The organism is Pollutimonas subterranea (genome assembly GCF_002849655.1).
GTDB classification, from domain to species: Bacteria; Pseudomonadota; Gammaproteobacteria; order Burkholderiales; family Burkholderiaceae_B; genus Pollutimonas; species Pollutimonas subterranea.
Map to the genome: position 1 here is coordinate 186,501 of NZ_PDNW01000003.1, position 19,379 is coordinate 205,879.

A 19,379-nucleotide genomic window follows, 5' to 3' on the forward strand; every position below is an offset into this window, starting at 1 on the left:
CCGATGAAATCCGCGTTTTTTCGAGGTCTGTTCGATAGCCTGTCGATCGCCGCCGGTTATGTCCCGGTGGCGATTTCATTCGGACTGACCGCTGTCTATGCGGATATCGCTCCCTGGATGGCGGTTCTCATCTCTATTCTCGTCTACGCGGGAGCCAGCCAGTTCATCTTGGTGAGCCTGGTGGCCAGCGGCAGCACGGCCCTCAGCATCGTGGGCATTGTATTGTTGATGAATTTGCGGCATTGCTTCTATGGTCCTGTCCTGATGGGCAAATTTCACGACGCTCCCCGGCGGCTGCCCATTCTTCTGATGGCCGCCGGCCTGACTGATGAGGTGTTTGCGACAGCAATAAGCAAGCTGAATCGGCAGCCGGCGCCCGAACGTGAGCATTGGTATGCCGGTTTGCAACTGGGCGCCTATCTGTCCTGGGTCGGGGGGACGGCAATCGGCGCATTCTTCGGCCATGACCTGCTGCAGGGGTCCCCGCTATTGGCGCAAGCAATGGGGTTTGTACTGCCGGCGCTCTTTTTTGCTCTGTTGCTCGAGATCCGGCAACTTGTGCCGTATTACCTGTTGGTCGGTGCTGCGCTGGCGACGGTGGCTGCCTCGTTTGTATTGCCGTCCTACGGCGCGATCATCGCTGGAATGCTGACTGGCGCGCTATTGGGCCTGCGGCATCGCGAAGGCCTGAAATGACCGGATCGACGCTCGTCCTGGTGATTGTGGCCGCCGGCGCAGGCACACTGCTGATCCGGCTGCTGCCTATGTTGTGGCAACAAAAGGGCGCTAAAAAAAGCCGCAGCCGGCCGCTATTGCGCAATGTCCTGGAAGCAATAGGCCCTGCGGCCATTGTTGCCTTGCTGTCGGTATCGCTATGGGGCATGGTGGCTGCGCAACCTTCAACCGAAGGTATCTTGCCTGTCATAATGGGTTTGCTGGGCGTGCTCGTGGGAAAAAAGACGCTGGGCAGTATCGCCTCGGCAACGCTGGGCGGCGTATTGGCCTACGGCACGACCCTGTGGCTGCTTTCCGTCACCCTTTGACGCGTACAATTTTCTGCACTTGAGGGACATGCCGTATGGCACGTATGACCTGCGCCAAGTGCTTGCGGCTATCGACTTGCACCGTCAGATGCAGAATCCCGTTGGCTGCCGCATCGTCCTGCATGGTGAGGTGCAGGATATTCGAGTCGGCTTCGGTGATTTCCGCAGCCATCCTGCCCAGCACACCGCGCTCATTGACCACGGTGACGTCAAGCCGGGTGGTCAGGTGCCTGGCCGTATTGGTATCCCACAAGACAGGAATCCAGCGTTCAGGCTCGCGTGCGCGCTGGCGTTGCGCGACCGCGCACTCTTCCATGTGCACGACGAGACCATGGCCCAGGCGGATGCCCCCGACGATGGCGTCGCCGGGCAGCGGTCCGCAGCAAGGCGCCAGCTGAACAGCCTGACCCTCGTTGCCATGGATAAGTATCGGCGCGTTGGTGGCCGAGGAAAGCTCATCGAAGGCCGCCGCGGTAGTGGCCAGCAGGGCGTTCTCGGGCGCGAAGCGTCGGGCCACTACGGCGGCCAGTCGTTTTCCCAGTCCGATATCGGCGAGGATTTCTTCGCGCGATGCGGCGCCGGAACTTTTCGCCAGTTTCTCCCATTCGGGGTCGTCGTCAGCCGGATGAGGTAAATGCAGTTGATCGAAGGCCTGATTCAATAGACGTTGACCGAAGGCGACCGATTCTTCAAGCTTGACCGTACGCAGGTAATGGCGGATCTCGGACCGGGCGCGCCCGGTGCGTACGTAATTGAGCCATTGTGCGCTGGGCCGCGACGCGGGCGATGTGACGATCTCGACCGCGTCCCCGCTTTTCAGTTCGGTGCGCAGGGGCGCGAATTCGCCATTGATTTTCGAGGCAACAGCCTGGTTGCCGATGTCGGTGTGTATGGTGTAGGCAAAGTCGACCGGGGTAGCGCCCCGGGGCAGGGAAAGAATCTTGCCTTGGGGCGTGAACACGTAGACTGCATCGGGGAAGAGGTCTACCTTTACGTGTTCAAGAAATTCGCCCGAGTCGCCAGTCTGGCTCTGGATGTCAAGAAGCGACTGCAGCCATTGGTGGGTGCGCTTCTGGAGATCGTTCAGCGTAACGTTGTCTTCTTTGTAAAGCCAGTGCGACGCCACGCCTTCTTCGGCCACGTGATCCATGTCGCGCGTGCGGAACTGGAACTCAACCGGTGTGCCGTAGGGGCCCACCAATGTGGTGTGCAGCGACTGATAGCCATTGATCTTGGGTATGGCGATATAGTCTTTGAACTTGCCTGGAACGGGACGGTACAGCTGGTGCAAGGTACCCAGGGCAAGGTAGCATTCGGGCAGTGTATGGACGATGACCCGGAAACCGTAGATGTCGAGCACCTCGGAAAACGACTTCTTCTGCTCGGTCATTTTCGTATAGATGCTGTAGAGCGACTTTTCCCGGCCGCTGACCTCGGCTTCGATGCCGGCCGCCGGCAGCGCCACGCGAACCGCGTCGGAAATCTTTCCGAGCACCTCACGCCGGTTGCCGCGTGCTGACATCATCGCCTTGTGCAGCACCTGGTAGCGATTCGGATAGACAGCCTGGAAACAGAGATCCTGGAGCTCCCGGAACAGGGCGTTGAGTCCGAGACGATGCGCGATGGGCGTGTAGATGTCCAGCGTTTCACGCGCAATGCGGCGGCGCTTTTCGGAACTGACCGCGCCCAGTGTGCGCATGTTGTGCAGGCGGTCGGCCAGCTTGATCAGTATGACCCGTACGTCGCGGGCCATGGCGAGAAGCATTTTGCGAAAGCTTTCTGCCTGCTGTTCGGCCTTGGTGGCGAATTCGAGGCGATCGAGCTTGGACAGGCCGTCCACGATCTCGGACACGTCGGCGCCGAATTTCTCGGCAAGTTCCTGTTTGGGAACGCCCTGGTCTTCGATGACATCATGCAGCAACGCTGCCATGAGCGAGTCGGCGTCGAGCTTCCAGCCCGCACAGATTTCGGTTACGGCAATAGGATGCGAGATGTAGGGTTCGCCGCTGGCGCGGAACTGGCCCAAGTGAGCCTGGTCGGCAAACCGATAGGCCTCTTTCACCCGCTCGACGTCTTTTTGGCTCAGGTAGTGGCTGATAACCTGCGTAAGCGGAGCCAGCGAGGCAATCGTGTTGGGTGCGCTGTCGGTACCCAGCGGCGCTGGCGGTTTTCGAGGCTTGCCGCGCCGCAGGCGTGAACCCTTCTTGAGGACGGCCAGAAGGCCCGATGAAGCACCACGAAGACTGGTAAACGCCATGAACTACACCCGTGGATTAGGTTGGGACTTTGCGCAGCATTTCCACGCCGGTAACGCCGGCAGCAATTTCACGCAAAGCGGTCACCGTGGGCTTGTCTTTGCTATCGATACGGGGCTCGTGGCCCTGTGCCAGTTCACGGGCACGATAGGTGGCGGCCAGAGTCAGGTTAAAGCGGTTGGGGATTTTATCCAGACAGTCTTCGACAGTAATACGGGCCATGGTAAACCTATGAAACGAGGGGGGATTGAGGAGTGTCAGGCAAGGGTCTTGCTAATGCCCAACTGTGAAAAGAGTTCTGCGTTACGGGCAGCCTGCGTGCCATATCGCAGGCGGGTAGCCGCCACAATTTGCCCGAGTTGCAATAATGCAGTGCTAAATTCTTGATTAATAATAACATATTGACACTCTGACGCGTGCGACATCTCGCTTCCCGCAGCCAACAACCGACGCGATATAACATGCGGGACATCCTGCCCGCGATGCGTCAATCTGGACTCCAGCGCCTCAATCGAAGGCGGCAGAATGAAAATGCCTATTGCGTGGGGATAATGCTCACGAACCTGGCGCGCGCCTTGCCAATCGATCTCGAGCAGAACATCTTCGCCCTGGGCAAGCGCCGTGTCGATCCTGTCACGAGGAGTGCCGTAAAAGTTGCCGTGGACTTCAGCCCATTCCAGCAAGGCGCGATCGTCGCGCAAGGCCAGAAAATCGTCAGTACTGACGAATCGATAGTGCTTGTTGGCTTGCTCGCCCGGCCGGGGCGCGCGTGTCGTGCAGGAAATGGACAGGATCAGGCTGGGATCTTCGGCCAATAGGGCGTTGACCAGGCTTGATTTGCCGGCCCCGCTAGGCGCCACGATCATGAATATATTGCCGGAGTAGGAAGGCATGTTTAGCATCAGTAACAATTGCGAGACGCAAGGATAGCAAATCCCGCGAAGGAAGTTGGGCGTCAAGGCGTGTTCCGGGCTATTTCTTTACAAAATAGCCCGGCCGCCGGTCAATTCCGCTGACTGTTCAATCTGCGGGTTCCGCCGCGGCTTGTCCCAATTCTTCGAGTGCAGCGAGGTAAGCGGCTGGGTTGACGCAAAGAAACACAGCGGCATCGCCCGGGTTCATATTGAATGTGATGTCCTGGACCTGTTCGCGAGCGTCCTGCTCTTCGTAGATAGCAGCTACATGTACGTCGCCATCCTGTTCGAACTGTTCCTTGGGAACGAAGTCGGCCACCCGGTCGATGTCCGGTTCGCTGACGACGACGTAGGCGCGAAATTGCAGCTCTTCAATGGTCACGTCCAGCACCAGGCCGTGTTCCAGCACTTCGATAATATGACTGAGGGCATTCATGGGCAGGGAGTGTCAGCTTGGCTGACTGAATGAAAACGTAGTGATGTTGGCCGGTGGCAGATTGGCCCAAACGAACTGGGATGAGGTGTGCCGGGCATTCACAAGGCGGCGCCACTTCGGCAGGCGCAGATTGTACGTGAATTGAATGGCAACGCCACCATCGTGCAGCAACGTACGCCACTGCTCCAATATGGAATGCGTGATCGGCTCAGGCAGCGAGCACAAGGGAAGGCTGGAGACAATGGCGCGTACTTTGGTGTCCTGCGGAATAAGGTCGCATAGGTCGGCGGCATTGCCGTGTATGACTTCAACGTCAGGAAAGCGCTGCCGCAGTCTTTGTACGAACGGGCTGGAGAACTCGATCACCTTAAGCTTTTCCGGTGCTATGCCGGAATCCAGCAAGGCGCGGGTAATCACGCCGGTACCGCCGCCGAGTTCAATGATAATGCCGTCTCCGGAACCCGGGATCTGGCGCGCCATTTGTCGTGCCAGATAACGCGAACTGGGACAGATGGCGCCGATGGCGCCTGGCCGGTTAAGTAGCTCTTGAAGAAATAGACCTGGGGCGATATTTTTGAAGTATTGCAAAACACGCTGGGCGCGGCCCAACTGTAGAACTCGAAGCATCATAAAACCTGTCTTATCCAAGTCGGGCCACGTTAACAGCTGGTACGCCAAACACAATGTCGAAATGTTAATGGCGATTCCGTGCTGAAACAACAAAATAGGTGAAAGCGCGCCAATGTAGCAGTCTTTTATTCTTTTGGGTCAAGAAACCAGGGACGGGGCGGTGCCGAAGTCCAGTGTTGCAATAACGGGTGTATGGTCGGATGGCTGTTCATTCGAACGTGGCGCCTTGTCGATCACGCAAGCAGCGCAATAAGGTTTCAGTTCCTTGGACAGCAAGACGTGATCGATGCGCAGTCCCGCGTTGCGGCGAAAAGCGAAGCGACGATAATCCCACCATGTAAACGACTTCTCATCCTGCTCGAATTCGCGGAAGGCGTCGGTGAATCCGAGATCCAGCAAAGCATTGAACGCGGCCCGTTCCGGCTCCGAAACCAATACGTCTCCGACCCATTTTGAAGGATCATGGACGTCTTCGTCTTTAGGCGCTACGTTGTAGTCTCCCAGAATAGCCAGCCGCGGATAGCGCTTGAGTTCATCCTGCAACCACACGTGCAGCGCCTTGAACCAGGCCAGCTTGTATTCGTACTTGTCGCTGCCCACTGACTGTCCATTCGGACAATATGCGCTGATCACGCGGATATCGCCTATTGCGCTATCCAGCGTGGTCGCGATGATGCGTTGCTGGTGGTCTTCGTAAGCGGGAAGGTTCCGTTGCACGTCTGTGCAAGCCGTACGACTGATGACCGCCACGCCGTTATAGGTTTTCTGTCCTGCCCAATGAGCCTGATAGCCGATCTCGGTAAAGGCATCCAGCGGAAAGTTTTCATTGGAAAGCTTCAGCTCCTGCAGGCATAGCGCCTCGACTGGATTGGCGGCCAGCCAATCCAGCACTTGCGGCAGACGTACTTTAAGGGAGTTCACATTCCAGGTCGCGAGTTTCATGTTTTATGTTGGGCCTTGTTCCATGCGGCTTTGGGGGATGCGTGGCCTCTCACTCGGGCGGTGGAGGCGCGTGCGCACAGGCGACAGGATACCATCGTCCCAGAGGGTACCAATGCCGGTTGGAGCTTTCTTGTCATTCCTTGCGCACGGAACCTCGCGCCCGTGAAATCATTACGTTTTTGCGACAATGACCAGGGTTATCCCTAGGGTTATCCACGGATTGTGTGGATAAGTAGGCCCTCCAGTACGCGGTGCATCAGGGCTTGACGTGCCTGAACAGGGTAGCCGTAAGATGATGCCAGGGGTGGCGTTTCGGTTTCCTGCCGGGAGCGGCGTAGACCGGCCGGCTGACGGGATGATGATGGCGTTTTGCGGTAGCCTGGACGGCGTCGTTGGCAACCCTTGCGTTGCCCGCCATGGCGGTGGATCCGGCGCTGTAGGATCGATAACTGTTGTGCGCATTGTCGGGGTCGACATCCAGAGTTTCGTCGCCGCTGTCGACACTTGGTGAGAGCAGTGTCAGTATGCCGAATACCACGATGACCCAGAATATGAGTGACAGCGTGACGGACAGCAGTCCGTCCAGGCTGTCATAGCCGTTGACCGGCGTAGCCTCTATACGAAACAGGGATGCGACCGGGGGGACATGCCCCATGCCCTCGACAAGTAGATTGCCGGGCAGTCGGTAGACGAGCTTGATGGCTTCCCATAGCTCCCAGACGCTGTAACGGCCATCGTTGTTCAGGTCGACAATGAGATTTAGCGATTGGATGTTCATGGCGGCTCCTTGAAGAGCCGGGCAGGCCGGCCCTAGCTGAAAAGTAAGGAACGTACTTCTTCACCACTACGTAATACTCGCTAACACTATATTCCGAGCAGCCCGCAAATTCAAGCGCCGGACGCCCGTAGTCATGAGGCCATTCGCCTGTCCAAGCCGTTCTTCAGGTAATAGGCGCGCTTGTTCTCATACATTTGCAGATCCGCATCCCGCAGCGCATCCCCCAGCTGTGAGCTCTCGTAGCAGGTGGCCATGCCCATTGAAAAGCTGAGAGGCGGTCCCGGATAGAACTGGTTATTGAGTTTTATGAGTTGCTTAATATGGTCCAGCATGAGTTCACCCGCGCGTTCATCGGTGGACGACAACAGCACGGCGAACTCGTCGCCTCCAATACGAGCAGCCTGCGAGAGGTGGTCTACCGCTTTGGCGAGCACCTCTCCGGTGCGACGCAGCAAGGCATCGCCCCCGGAATGGCCAAGGGTATCGTTGGTCTCTTTCAAATTGTTCAGATCGATGATAATCGCCGTGATCGGAACAGGCCCTCTGCGCGTGAGGCGTTTCAGTTCGTCCACGTAGAACGACCGATTTTTCAGTTTGGTCAAGACATCGTGCGTGCCAAGGTATTCCAGATAGGCTTCGGCCCTCTTGCGTGCCGTGATGTCTGTCAGTGCAAGCAGCACGCGTCCCCAGTCCTGTTCATATCCGGGAAATACGGACAGCTGCAAATGAATGTGTAATGTACTGGCATCCAGTGCGTAGTTGACGACCTCGCGCTGCTGGAAGAGGCGCCCGTCCCAAAGATCCAGCAACTGCGCGCGGAAGTGGGGCATCATTTCGTCACGGAATATTTCAGGCAGGCGGCCCAGCAAGTCGGTTTTATCAGCAGCCTTGAACATTTCGAGCGTATATCGGTTGACGTCCAATACCCGGATCTCGCTCATGCAACGCTCGACAAATTCTGGATGAACGTCGGTGAACGTTCGGAAATCCGTGATCCCCTGATTACGGATATCGGTCAACAAGTCCTTGATAGCGCTGAAATCCTCCACCCAAAGCGAAACAGGCGCTTGCTCAAATACGCCTCTGGCGTATTGTTCACTGGCGCTGGCGCGCCGCCGTGCGTCTTCAAGCTCGGTGATGTCATCGACAACTACCAGCACGCGGTCCCACCGTTTCTCGTGGTCTTGCAAGATCGCGCCTTTCAGCAAGATATCAATACGCCGGCCATCCAGTGAATAGTTGACGCTTTTGCTCTGAAACGCGGATAGTCCCGACCATAATTGCTCGAGCTCTTCGATATAGGCTTCGAACATGTCGTCGCGGAAGACCTCGTCCAGGCGCAGGGAAAGGGCGTCGAATGACTCGGCCGCGTAAAGCGTCAGGGTGTGCTGATTGACGCGCAATATTTTTATGCCGGCCGAACACATGGCGACGCGGCGCGGATCTTCTCTTAAAAAGCCGCCAAGCTCGGTTACGCCTGCGGAGCGCCAGGATTCAAACAGCTCATGGATTCCGCTATAGTCCTCCAGCCACATGGACGACGGCGCCAAATCGAAGAAGTCCGAGATGTGGGCGCCCATGGCGGTAGACGGAATGCCGTGACTGGAACGTGGATGCATGGGGTAGCGAATACCGGTGATTATGCCCACTAAATAGGCTGAAGAAATCACGCGATCATACGTTAAGAGATGCTCTCATTGCAAAAAACAGTGTGTGGACCTGACAAAATATTGCCCGACCACTGCGTGGTGTACGCGCTAAGCCTTTGAGCTAATTGGCTTTATTTGCAAATATGGGTTACCCTATAAGGCTACCGGGGCGCGCTGTGTGGCCCGGTAATGCATAAGGAGAGCTAGCATGGCAGCACAACCCACCCAGAAAAAGCAACCTTTTGTAATCGAACCCCTTAACTGGGTAGCGCCTGAGGTAGATCGTGATGAGTCCGATCACCAGAATCAGGACGGCAAGCAAACAGCTGGCGCCAAGGAATCTCGCAGTTGACATTGATCGGCACGACTTGATCATAAAGCGGCAGGCATAAAACCCTGCCGCTTTTTTTATGCCCGGCGCTTAGACGCGCCATGCATAGGCACGACATGCACGTTACTATTCTAATTCTGGCTGTCGCCGGCTTACTATTTAACAAAGGACTCTCATTATGGAAGACGTTGTTGTCATCGGTGCGTGCCGCACCGCGATTGGTGATTTTGGCGGCGGGCTCAAGGATGTGCCTCCGTGCGATCTGGCTGCCGCGGTCATTCGCGCCGTGCTTGACCGCGGCAACGTGCCGGCTGCCGACGTCGGGCATGTGGTAGTCGGGCATGTCATCAATACCGAGCCACGCGATATGTATTTATCCCGTGTTGCGACCATCAATGCAGGCATAGGGCAATCCACACCCGCGTTCAATGTGAATCGTTTGTGTGGGTCCGGGCTGCAGGCCATTATTTCGGCCGCCCAGGCGCTGAAGCTGGGTGACGCGGAAATCGCCATTGGCGCTGGCGCCGAAAGCATGAGCCGCGCTCCGTATATTGCGCCGGCCCACCGATGGGGCGCAAGAATGGGTGACAGTGTGCTGCTCGACATGATGACCGGCGCGCTGGCGGATCCGTTCGACAAGATTCACATGGGCGTGACGGCGGAAAACGTGGCGCAGAAGTACTCCATTTCGCGAGAAGAGCAAGACGCGCTCGCGCTGTCGTCGCATCAACGGGCCGAGGCCGCCATCGACAAAGGCTATTTCAAGGACCAGATCGTCCCAGTCGTGCAAAAGACACGCAAGGGCGATGTCGTCTTTGATACCGACGAACATGTGCGCCGGGGAGCGACGGCCGCCAATTTTTCCTCGCTGAAGCCCGTTTTTATCAAAGAGAACGGGACGGTCACTGCCGGTAATGCGTCGGGGTTGAACGACGGCGCGGGCGCGGTACTGCTGATGACGGCAACCGCGGCGAAGGCGCGAGGCCTCAAACCCATGGCCAGGCTGGTGTCCTACGGCCATGCCGGCGTTGATCCCAAGTACATGGGCATCGGGCCCGTTCCCGCAACCCGTATTGCGCTTGAAAGGGCCGGCCTCACCATAGACAAGCTTGATGTCATCGAAGCCAACGAGGCTTTTGCTGCCCAGGCATGTGCCGTCAGTAAGGAGCTCGGCTTCGACAGCGCCAAGCTGAATCCGAACGGCAGCGGAATCGGGCTGGGGCACCCCATCGGCGCGACGGGCGCAATCATTACCGTCAAGGCGCTGCACGAGCTTCAACGCATTCAGGGCCGTTATGCGCTGGTCACCATGTGCATAGGCGGCGGACAAGGAATTGCCGCGATATTCGAGCGTGCTTGACGCCCAGCCTTGGCAGGACGACGAGCCCACGCTTTCCGAACTGGGTGGCGTGCGCTATCTTCATTTCGGCACGGAATGGGTGCAGGGCGCCATGCGCGTGGGCAAGCCCAATGAGCTGGTGCTCGCCTATACGCAACAGATGATGGCCTGGCTGCTGTTTCTTGAGCCCTCGAAGCAGGACGAGATCGGCATCATGGGTCTGGGAGCCGGATCCTTGTTGCGATATACGCTCAAAAACACACCCGCCTCGGTGGAAACCGTGGAATGGAACCCTCAGGTCACCGCCATATGCCGCGCTTATTTCCGGCTTCCCGAAACGCAGCGGTCTGCCATCGATCATTGCGACGCGGCGATATGGGTCAAGAAACGCCGTAATATCGGCCGGTTCATGTCGCTGATGGTCGATCTTTACGACGCCCAGGCCCAGGGGCCCGTACGCGATTCGCTGGAGTTTTATCAGGGGTGTTACGCAGCGCTTGCCGATGTCGGGATCATGACCGTCAACCTGTTCGGTGACCACGCCAGCTTCCCGCCCAATATCGAAAACATCCGCAAAGCGTTTGCTGGCAGGGTCCTGGAGCTTCCCGAGATCGACGCCGGCAATCGCATCGTACTGGCGTTCAAGGGACCTTTACTCGATATTTCCACACAGCAGCTGCTGGATCGCGCCGCCGCTGTGGAGTCGCGCTATGGATTGCCGGGCAGCCGCTGGGCAAGGGAACTGCTGGCTCAGCAGGGCGCAGCCAGCAAGGTTGCCGTCTAGTGTGCCGTATGGGGATTTCCCTTCGAGACAATCGCTTCTTGAACGCGTTAGACTTAGCCCGTCCGCGATCTAAGCCAGGTCGCCGCTTATTACCGTTAAGGAGCATCCATGAAGTTCTACAAGTCTGCCAAGCTGGTGTGCGGTGCCATGGCCATGGCCGGCGTACTGGCCCATACCTCGGCAACCGCGCAATCGGTTGCGGTCACTTCCATCGTCGAGCATCCGGCGCTGGACGCAATCAAAGATGGCGTCCTTGAGGCATTGACCAAAGCCGGGTATACCGAACCGAAGGGTTTGAAATGGCAATTCCAGACCGCGCAAGGCAATACCGCCATCGCCGCCCAGATCGCCCGCAAATTCGTCGGCGACCAGCCTGATGTGATCGTGGCGATTGCCACGCCGTCCGCCCAAGCCGTGGTGGCGGCCACCAAGACCATACCAGTCGTCTATTCGGCAGTCACCGATCCTGTCGCCGCCCAGTTGGTAAGCACCATGGAACCATCCGGTACGAACGTCACGGGGGTGTCCGACAGCCTTGCGCTTGAAAAACAAGTAGAGCTGATCAAGAAAGCAGTGCCCAGCGCCAAGCGTGTCGGCATGGTCTATAACCCGGGCGAAGCCAATTCGGTCGTCGTCGTCAAGCAGATGCGCGAACTCTTGCCCAAGGCCGGTCTATCCCTGGTTGAAGCGACTGCAGCCCGTACCGTCGATGTTGGCGCGGCCGCCCGCAGCCTGGTAGGCAAAGTCGACGTCATCTATACCAATACCGACAACAACGTCGTGTCCGCGTACGAAGCGCTGGTCAAGGTGGGCAACGACGCCAAGATTCCGCTCATTGCATCGGACACCGATAGCGTTGCGCGCGGTGCCATTGCCGCCCTTGGCGTCAACTACCACGATCTTGGTCTGCAGACAGGCGCCATGGTCATCAAGATATTGAAGGGGGCTGCCCCCGGTACGCTGGCATCGCAAACTAGCGACAAGCTGGAGTTGCATGTCAATCCGGCTGCTGCCCAGAAACAGGGAGTCACATTGTCCGAGGCCTTCCTGAAATCGGCCACCAAGGTTATCGATTAAAATAACGGCCTCTGGAAAGCAGGCGGGCTGGCCACAGGCAGCCCGCCTGTTTCTTTTTCGTTACCTGGCGAGAACATGTCACTTTATTCTTTATGGGGCGCGCTCGAAATCGGGCTGATCTTCGGATTGGTCGCACTTGGCGTACTCATCTCATTCCGCATGCTGCGTTTTCCCGATCTGACCGTGGACGGCAGCTTTCCGCTGGGCGGCGCCGCCGCTGCCACGCTGATCAGTGCGGGTATGGATCCATACAGTTCAACCATTATCGCTACCTTCGCCGGCGCAGTCGCCGGCATGATCACAGGCTGGTTGAACGTGAAGCTGAAAATCATGGACCTGCTCGCCAGCATCCTGATGATGATCGCCCTGTACTCGATAAACTTGCGCGTCATGGGACGGCCTAACGTGCCATTGATCTCGGAACCGACCGTGTTCACCATGATTCAGCCGGACGGAATAAGCGACTACATCGCACGTCCCCTGATTCTGCTCGTCTTGCTCATCGTGGTGAAATTCACCCTTGACTGGTTCTTCTCGACCAAGACCGGCCTGGCCATGCGGGCCACGGGGTCCAATCCCCGCATGGCCCGATCGCAAGGCGTCGCTACCGGCACCATGCTGGTGGCCGGCATGGCGATTTCGAACGCATTATGCGCGCTTGCGGGCGCTCTTTTTGCGCAGTCCCAGGGCGGCGCCGATATCTCGATGGGCATAGGAACCATTGTCATTGGCCTGGCCGCCGTCATTGTGGGCGAAAGCATCATGCCATCGCGCAAATTGATGATCATCACTCTGGCGGTAATCGTGGGCGCGGTGCTGTATCGTTTCTTTATCGCGCTGGCGCTCAATGCGGACTTCATTGGCTTGAAGGCGCAGGACCTGAATCTGGTTACCGCCTTGCTGGTCACGTTTGCGCTGGTGATCCCGTTGATCAAGAAGCGTCTGCGTTCCATGACGGGAGGGCGATGATATGTTAAGCGCGAAGAACCTGCACATTACCTTTAATCGTGGAACGGTACTCGAGACGAAGGCCTTGCGTGGGCTGTCGCTGGATATCCCGACAGGGCAATTCGTCACGGTGATCGGCTCCAACGGAGCCGGCAAGTCCACCTTGCTTAATGCGGTGTCCGGCGACTTGTCCGTCGACAGCGGGTCTATTTGCATCGACAACAACGATGTCACCAGACAAGCGGTATGGACGCGGGCAAAACAGGTGGCGCGTGTGTTCCAGGATCCCTTGGCCGGTACATGCGAAGACCTGACTATCGAAGAGAACATGGCCTTGGCACATAGTCGCGGCCAACGACGCGGCTTGTCCCTGGCGGTCAGGTCGAACATGCGTGGCGACTTTCGAGAACGGCTTGCCACGCTGGGACTTGGCCTGGAGAATCGACTGGGAGACCGTATAGGCATGTTGTCCGGCGGACAGCGCCAGGCTGTCAGTCTGCTGATGGCGGCCCTACAACCATCCCGGATCTTGCTGCTCGACGAGCACACCGCCGCCCTGGACCCCCGGACGGCGCAATTTGTGCTCGAACTGACCACCCGGATCGTGAAAGAGCACGCATTGACCACCATGATGGTGACGCACAGCATGCGCCAGGCACTTGACGTGGGCGACCGCACCATCATGCTGCACCAAGGAAACGTCGTGCTGGACGTTTCCGGCACGGAACGCCAGGGACTCGACGTTCCCGACCTCTTGGCAATGTTTGAACGGGTGCGGGGAGAAACTCTTTCCGACGACGGCTTGTTATTGGGATAAGGCCGGGCATGGCGCTTGCTGCGGAGTCGTATTATTACTCCGCAGGCGCACATGACCATTGCAGATACACCGACAATACTGAAAGTACTTACCGTAAATACGCATAAAGGATTTACGTTCTTTAATCGTCGATTCATCCTGCACGAACTGCGCGACGCCATCCGCGCCACCCACGCCGATATTGTTTTCTTGCAGGAAGTGCTGGGCTCCCATGAGGCTCACGCATTGCGTTTGGCGCGCTGGCCGGCCGTCAGCCAATATGAGTTCCTGGCCGATTCAATCTGGAACGACTTCGCTTATGGCCGGAACGCCGTCTATCCTCACGGCCATCACGGAAACGCTTTACTGTCAAAGTTCCCGATCACGTCTTACGATAATCTGGATATCTCGATGGGCAAGCATGAAAAAAGAGGGATGCTGCATTGTATTTTGCGTCCACCGCATCTGGCGACAGATGTACATGCGATATGTGTACACCTGGGCTTGCATGAGAAGCATCGATCAGGCCAACTGACCAGCCTTTGTACCCTGCTTAAAGATGAAATTCCTGCCACCGCGCCATTGGTGGTGGCAGGCGACTTCAACGACTGGCGCCTGCGCGGGCAAGAACTCCTGATGCGTTCAAGCGGCCTCAAGGAAGTGTTTGCCGAATGCAACGGCCAGGTGGCACGTACTTTTCCAGCCCGCTTTCCATTTCTGCGCCTTGACCGCATCTATGTTCGAAATGTGGACAAGTTCCGGCCGGTGGCGCTTGCTTCCAGGCCTTGGACCCATCTATCCGATCATGCGCCGCTGGCGGCTGAGGTGACTCTATGACAGTGAAGTGGACGAGCGGCAATTCGCTCGAGCTTCTGGAGAATGGCGAGGACTTTTTTCCTGCTGTATTCGAAGCCATACGGCATGCGGAACGCAGTATCATCCTGGAAACCTTCATCATCTTCGAAGACAAGGTCGGCAACGAGCTGCGGGAAGTGCTCATTGGCGCGGCCGAACGGGGCGTGCGCATTGAAGTGACCGTCGATGGTTACGGGTCAGCGGACCTGACACCGGAATATATCGAAGGGCTCACTGCGGCCGGCGCCGGGTTCCATGTATTCGATCCCCAGCCAAGACGCCTGGGGTTTCGCACCAATTTATTCCGGCGCTTGCATCGCAAGATAGTCGTCGTTGATGGAACACTGGCCTTCGTGGGCGGGATCAACTTCAGCGCAGACCATCTGGCCGATTTTGGGCCCACGGCTAAACAGGACTACGCCATTTCGATCCGGGGTCCGCTCGTCGAAGAAATAGGGCGCTTTGCGCTTGAAGCGCTTTCGCCGGTTCGTGAGCCGTTTTCCTGGCGAACGATGCTGCGCCGACCACCCAGGCAGCAGCCGCATAGCGGCGACACGGTGGCTGCATTGGTCTTGCGTGACAATGATAAGCACACCAAGGATATCGAGCAACATTACCGCATAGGCATCCGTGCGGCCAAGCACGAGATCACGATCGCCAATGCCTATTTTTTTCCGGGGTATCGTTTTCTGCGCGATTTGCGTCAAGCTGCGAAACGCGGCGTAAGGGTACGCCTGATCCTGCAAGGCGAACCCGACATGGCAATAGCGCGCTTCGTTGCGACCATGCTCTACGACTATCTTCTATCGGCCGGAGTCGAAATATATGAGTATTGCGAGCGACCCTTGCACGGCAAGGTCGCGACGGTTGATGATACCTGGGCCACAGTCGGCTCCAGCAATCTCGATCCGCTAAGCCTGGCTTTGAATCTTGAAGCAAATATCATGATCCATGACCGTGCGTTCAGTTCACATTTGCGCGAACGGCTTGATTTTCTTGTCAAGAATCATTGCAAAGTAATGGAACGGCTTACTCGGCCGCGTCGCAAGATACAGCGCGTGTTCGTCGGTGTGTTTGTATTCCATTTCTTGAGGCGCTTTCCCGCATGGGCGGGATGGCTGCCCGCCCGCAAGGCGCAGCTCAAGTCCTTTGAGCCAACTGTGGATTCAATGATCGAGGGAAAGCCATGAATGCGCCTTGGTGGAAGAACGTCAGGAGCTGGTTCATGCAACACTGGAAGACCATACGGAAAGTTCTAAGCATTGCCTTTGCGGCAGCGATATTGATTCTAATATCAATGGCGGTGGTCAAGATCGATTGGAATGAAGTCCTCAGCGCCATACGCGGACTGCCCGCAAGCTCTTTATGGCTGGCTGCCTTGATCACTGCAAGCAGTTATCTGGTCTACAGTACCTACGACCTGTTGGGCAGGTGGTATACGGAACATGACCTGCCTTGGTGGAAATGCATGGCGACAGGGTTTATCAGCTACGCATTCACTATGAATATGGGTGCTCCCGTAGGCGGGCTCGGGCTGCGGTTGCGGCTTTATACCAAGCACGGTCTTGAGCCCGGCGTAATAATGCGCATTGTCGGATTCAGTGTCACCACGAACTGGATAGGCTACACATTGCTGGCGGGCGTGCTTTTCGCATTGGGCGTGGTGGAGCTACCGGCCAGCTGGAAGCTCGATAACGGCCCCCTGCGGATCATTGGCTTGCTCATGGTGGGCGCTGCCATTGCTTATCTCGGCTTATGCAAGTTTTCGCGCACGCGTTCGTCGACGATTTTCGGCCATACCATAGAACTGCCCTCTATCGGCATGGCGTTCATCCAGATAGGCTTGGCCGTACTGAATTGGATGTTGATCGGGGCCGTCATCTATATTCTGCTGCAGCAGAATATTCCGTACTTCATCGTGCTCGCCACATTTCTGCTCAGCGCAATCGCTGGTGCGCTCGCGCATATTCCTGGCGGAATAGGGGTGCTCGAGTCGGTATTCGTCGCCTTGCTGAGTGGTTCAATGGCCCGGCCTGAAATTCTTGGCGGACTGCTGGTTTTTCGCGCCATTTATTATCTCGGACCGCTGATGCTGGCAGGTACGTGGTATCTGGGCACGGAAGCCAAGATGGGCCGGTTCAACCGGCATGCTAATTGCTCGTCCAAGTCGTCACGCAGTGTGCCGTGAAGCTACCAACAAAAGGGGAAATTATGTCGCTGATCGTAGCTGCCCGTTTCGACACATTTGAAGCCGCTGAGAAAGCGGCGGGCGCCCTCATGAACGACGGCGTCGCGCCGAGCGACCTGCATACTTTTTACGTCAACCCTCCGGGCGCCCATGGTCGCTATCCCTTGGGCGGTGACCAGGCGGCGGATCCGGACTCTGAAGGAGCGCCCTATAGCGCCGTTGGCGGAGCCGCGGCGATCGGTCTGGTCGGCGCGCTGGTCGGCGGCATTATCGCGTTCACCTTCACCGACTCCCTCCTGCCTTTGGTGGGCGGAGCCGGTGTGGGAGCCTACATAGGGTCGCTGGCCGGTGCCGTGTATTCGCTTGGCCGCAAGCGCCCGTCGCGATCACGAAGCCAGGTTTTCCAGGCCAAGGTTCATGAAGGGCGCCCATCGGGCGTTGTGTTGGCTGTTCATACATCGCAAGAGCATGAGAAGCATATCGCGGAAGTGCTGCGCAGCCTCGGCGGCATTGAAATTGAACGCGCCCAGGGTCGCTGGGCTAATGGCCGCTGGGAGGACTTCGACCCGCTGGTTAGTCCAACGCTAAAAAAGGATTTTTAAGGGACCTTGATGTCGTAGTCGACTTTTTTCACGCCGGCTACTTGGCGTGCCGCCTGCACGGCGTTACGGGCGGCAACGGTGTTTTCGGCCGTGCCTTGCAGCGTCACGACAGCATCTTTAGTGGATACTTTCACATTATTGGCGTGTATTCCCGGGACGCTTATGACGGCCGCTTGAACACTGTTATTGATCGACGCATCGTCATCGTACTGAGCCGATGCGCGTTGAGTGGCACCCCCGGCGCAGCCGCTCAGTGTAATGGCCGCCGCTGCAATGGCCGCTGATAGGTAAATTCTGTAATTGGACATGGATATCCCTTAAATGGCAGTTCTGGATGGAAACGCGTTCGTCCCCCTAGCAAGTGCCGTGCCCCGTGAAATGGAATGATACTTATGCACGGTTGCAGGGCATTTTCGATTTATACTCACGCTTTACTAAAAATCAGAACGGTAAAGCTGTGGATGCACAGTTCGCCATGCTGTCCAGGAGTTTTTGAATGTCGAACCTTCGCCTGCCTTCCGGGCAGCAAGTCCGCGTTGTCATTTTTTCGTCCTTGCTCCTTTTAGCCGCCTGCGGGGAAAAGCCGCAACAAGCAGGTCCCGGGGAAATGAAAGTGCCGGTTAGCGTGGTCACTGTACAGCCTACACCGACAGAAATCGTTGTTGAACTCCCTGGCCGGGTCGAAGCCATTAAAGACGCGCAGATTCGTGCGCGGGTCAATGGCATCGTTACAGCAATCAACTTTGAACAAGGCAGCGAGGTCAAGGCGGGTCAACTACTGTTTACCATAGATCCTGCACCGTATCGCGCGGTTCGCGCGCAGGCCGCTGCACAGTTGCAACGAGCCGAAGCCGATGCCAAGAGTGCACGTTTGCTGGCAGAGCGGTATTCCAAACTGATCAAGGCCAATGCCGTCAGTCGGCAGGAGTACGACAACGCCATGGCCGCGGCCGGCCAGGCTGAAGCCGCCATTGCGGCCGCCAAGGCTACGCTGCAAACCGCCGACATCGACCTGGGCTATACCAAAGTCGATTCGCCCATCGATGGGCGCATAGGCAAATCGCTGGTCACTGAAGGCGCGCTGGTCAGCGCTACGGCGGCCACGCAACTGGCCACTGTGCAACAGATCCACCGCGTCTATGTCGATCTCACCCGTTCTACCGCCGAGGTGGCTCAGTTGCGTCAAGCCCTGGCCAGCGGCGCGCTTGAACAATCCCCCGATGGCAACGCCAAAGCGCAAGTCGTGCTCGAAGACGGGTCCATCTACGATCAAGCCGGAAAAATATTGTTCTCCGGAATCACCGTGGATCCAACTACCGGTCAAGTCAATTTGCGCGCCGAGTTTCCGAATCCAGACGAGATCCTGCTACCCGGCATGTATGTGCGGGTCCGCTTGCAGCAGGGCGTCGACGAAAAAGCCTTGCTGGTACCGCAACAGGCGCTACAACGTACCGCCGATGGTCTCAGTAGCCTCATGGTGGTCAAGGAAGGCAAGGTCCAGGTTGTCGCCGTCGGGGTCGGCCCCGAAAGTAAGGGCAACTGGATCATCACCAAAGGCCTGAATGCCGGCGATGTCGTAATTGTCGAAGGATTCCAGAAAATTCGCCCAGGGGTGCCAGTACAAGAAATACCGTGGAAGCAGCAAGGGGCACAAGACGGCAACGCACCCGCCCAAGCAGCGCCCGGTACGCCAGGCGCCAAACAAGAAGCGGGCCAGCCGGCGGACAAGGCGCCGGCTTCCGAAGCCGGCTCCAAGGGCTAAGCCCTTTGCTTGTCCCGGCCGTCAGCGTGGCGGCCGACAACGTTTATTGC

Annotated in this window: 22 protein-coding genes; 13 read left to right on the plus strand and 9 right to left on the minus strand. The window is 57.5% G+C overall.

Features of this window, described 5'->3' with window-relative positions:
• The first annotated feature begins 3 nt into the window (after window positions 1–3).
• Both CR159_RS05190 and CR159_RS05195 read left to right on the plus strand, forming a co-directional pair.
• Window positions 4–696, plus strand: a complete 693-nt coding sequence (locus CR159_RS05190) for an AzlC family ABC transporter permease (RefSeq protein ID WP_102072940.1) — start codon at window positions 4–6, stop codon at window positions 694–696.
• Window positions 693–1,043 carry an AzlD domain-containing protein gene (locus CR159_RS05195; RefSeq protein WP_102072941.1) on the plus strand — a complete coding sequence of 117 codons (351 nt, stop codon included), beginning with the start codon at window positions 693–695 and terminating at the stop codon, window positions 1,041–1,043. Before CR159_RS05190 ends, CR159_RS05195 begins: the two co-directional genes overlap by 4 nt.
• On the opposite strand, the gene CR159_RS05200 is transcribed toward CR159_RS05195, so the two are convergent.
• The 8 genes from CR159_RS05200 to CR159_RS05235 all read right to left on the minus strand — a co-directional run bounded on the left by CR159_RS05200 (window position 1,033) and on the right by CR159_RS05235 (window position 8,617).
• A complete protein-coding gene (locus CR159_RS05200) occupies window positions 1,033–3,300 on the minus strand; it encodes a RelA/SpoT family protein (protein ID WP_102072942.1) in 2,268 nt (755 codons plus the stop codon). The two genes, CR159_RS05195 and CR159_RS05200, sit on opposite strands and share 11 nt — an antisense overlap.
• 16 nt (window positions 3,301–3,316) lie before the next feature.
• Entirely contained in the window at window positions 3,317–3,520 is a 204-nt protein-coding gene (rpoZ, locus tag CR159_RS05205) for a DNA-directed RNA polymerase subunit omega (protein ID WP_102069566.1), read from the minus strand.
• 35 nt (window positions 3,521–3,555) lie between these two features.
• Window positions 3,556–4,191, minus strand: coding sequence for a guanylate kinase (gene gmk / locus CR159_RS05210; protein ID WP_102073071.1), 636 nt, complete (start codon window positions 4,189–4,191; stop codon window positions 3,556–3,558).
• A gap of 127 nt (window positions 4,192–4,318) precedes the next feature.
• Window positions 4,319–4,648, minus strand: coding sequence for a hypothetical protein (locus tag CR159_RS05215; RefSeq protein WP_199173241.1), 330 nt, complete (start codon window positions 4,646–4,648; stop codon window positions 4,319–4,321).
• A 12-nt stretch (window positions 4,649–4,660) separates the two neighbouring features.
• The gene (locus tag CR159_RS05220; RefSeq protein WP_102072943.1) at window positions 4,661–5,278 is read right to left on the minus strand and encodes a class I SAM-dependent methyltransferase; all 618 of its coding nucleotides are present in this window, start codon (window positions 5,276–5,278) and stop codon (window positions 4,661–4,663) included.
• Between the two features lie 138 nt (window positions 5,279–5,416).
• Window positions 5,417–6,220: an exodeoxyribonuclease III gene (gene xth / locus CR159_RS05225; protein ID WP_102072944.1), complete on the minus strand. Its 804-nt coding sequence runs from the start codon at window positions 6,218–6,220 to the stop codon at window positions 5,417–5,419.
• Between the two features lie 256 nt (window positions 6,221–6,476).
• Entirely contained in the window at window positions 6,477–6,998 is a 522-nt protein-coding gene (locus tag CR159_RS05230) for a hypothetical protein (RefSeq protein ID WP_102072945.1), read from the minus strand.
• A gap of 131 nt (window positions 6,999–7,129) precedes the next feature.
• Window positions 7,130–8,617, minus strand: coding sequence for a sensor domain-containing diguanylate cyclase (locus CR159_RS05235; protein ID WP_233208179.1), 1,488 nt, complete (start codon window positions 8,615–8,617; stop codon window positions 7,130–7,132).
• A 238-nt stretch (window positions 8,618–8,855) separates the two neighbouring features.
• On the opposite strand from CR159_RS05235, the gene CR159_RS21540 reads away from it, so the two are divergent.
• The 10 genes from CR159_RS21540 (at window position 8,856) to CR159_RS05280 (ending at window position 17,567) form a co-directional block, all read left to right on the plus strand.
• A complete protein-coding gene (locus CR159_RS21540; protein WP_158238504.1) occupies window positions 8,856–8,999 on the plus strand; it encodes a hypothetical protein in 144 nt (47 codons plus the stop codon).
• A gap of 157 nt (window positions 9,000–9,156) precedes the next feature.
• Window positions 9,157–10,338, plus strand: coding sequence for an acetyl-CoA C-acyltransferase family protein (locus CR159_RS05240; RefSeq protein WP_102072946.1), 1,182 nt, complete (start codon window positions 9,157–9,159; stop codon window positions 10,336–10,338).
• Complete coding sequence (locus CR159_RS05245; RefSeq protein WP_233208180.1) at window positions 10,313–11,101, plus strand: class I SAM-dependent methyltransferase; 789 nt, start codon at window positions 10,313–10,315, stop codon at window positions 11,099–11,101. The genes CR159_RS05240 and CR159_RS05245 overlap by 26 nt, the downstream gene beginning before the upstream one ends.
• Before the next feature lie 108 nt (window positions 11,102–11,209).
• Window positions 11,210–12,178 (plus strand): ABC transporter substrate-binding protein, encoded by a 969-nt coding sequence (locus CR159_RS05250; protein WP_102072948.1) that lies wholly within the window; start codon window positions 11,210–11,212, stop codon window positions 12,176–12,178.
• A 75-nt stretch (window positions 12,179–12,253) separates the two neighbouring features.
• Entirely contained in the window at window positions 12,254–13,147 is an 894-nt protein-coding gene (locus tag CR159_RS05255) for an ABC transporter permease (protein WP_102072949.1), read from the plus strand.
• Between the two features lies 1 nt (window position 13,148).
• Window positions 13,149–13,943, plus strand: a complete 795-nt coding sequence (locus tag CR159_RS05260) for an ABC transporter ATP-binding protein (protein ID WP_102072950.1) — start codon at window positions 13,149–13,151, stop codon at window positions 13,941–13,943.
• Window positions 13,944–13,994: 51 nt separating this feature from the next.
• On the plus strand, window positions 13,995–14,759 hold the full coding sequence (locus CR159_RS05265) for an endonuclease/exonuclease/phosphatase family protein (RefSeq protein WP_102072951.1): 765 nt from the start codon (window positions 13,995–13,997) through the stop codon (window positions 14,757–14,759).
• Window positions 14,756–15,967, plus strand: a complete 1,212-nt coding sequence (gene clsB / locus CR159_RS05270) for a cardiolipin synthase ClsB (protein WP_102072952.1) — start codon at window positions 14,756–14,758, stop codon at window positions 15,965–15,967. The genes CR159_RS05265 and clsB overlap by 4 nt, the downstream gene beginning before the upstream one ends.
• Before the next feature lie 35 nt (window positions 15,968–16,002).
• On the plus strand, window positions 16,003–16,965 hold the full coding sequence (locus CR159_RS05275; protein ID WP_158238505.1) for a lysylphosphatidylglycerol synthase transmembrane domain-containing protein: 963 nt from the start codon (window positions 16,003–16,005) through the stop codon (window positions 16,963–16,965).
• Window positions 16,966–16,988: 23 nt separating this feature from the next.
• Window positions 16,989–17,567 carry a hypothetical protein gene (locus CR159_RS05280; protein ID WP_102072954.1) on the plus strand — a complete coding sequence of 193 codons (579 nt, stop codon included), beginning with the start codon at window positions 16,989–16,991 and terminating at the stop codon, window positions 17,565–17,567.
• Here the strand turns inward: CR159_RS05280 and CR159_RS05285 are convergent.
• Window positions 17,564–17,875 carry a BON domain-containing protein gene (locus tag CR159_RS05285; RefSeq protein ID WP_102072955.1) on the minus strand — a complete coding sequence of 104 codons (312 nt, stop codon included), beginning with the start codon at window positions 17,873–17,875 and terminating at the stop codon, window positions 17,564–17,566. The genes CR159_RS05280 and CR159_RS05285 overlap by 4 nt on opposite strands.
• Before the next feature lie 188 nt (window positions 17,876–18,063).
• Between CR159_RS05285 and CR159_RS05290 the strand changes: the two genes are divergently transcribed.
• Window positions 18,064–19,329 (plus strand): efflux RND transporter periplasmic adaptor subunit, encoded by a 1,266-nt coding sequence (locus CR159_RS05290; RefSeq protein WP_102072956.1) that lies wholly within the window; start codon window positions 18,064–18,066, stop codon window positions 19,327–19,329.
• The last annotated feature ends 50 nt before the right edge of the window (window positions 19,330–19,379 follow it).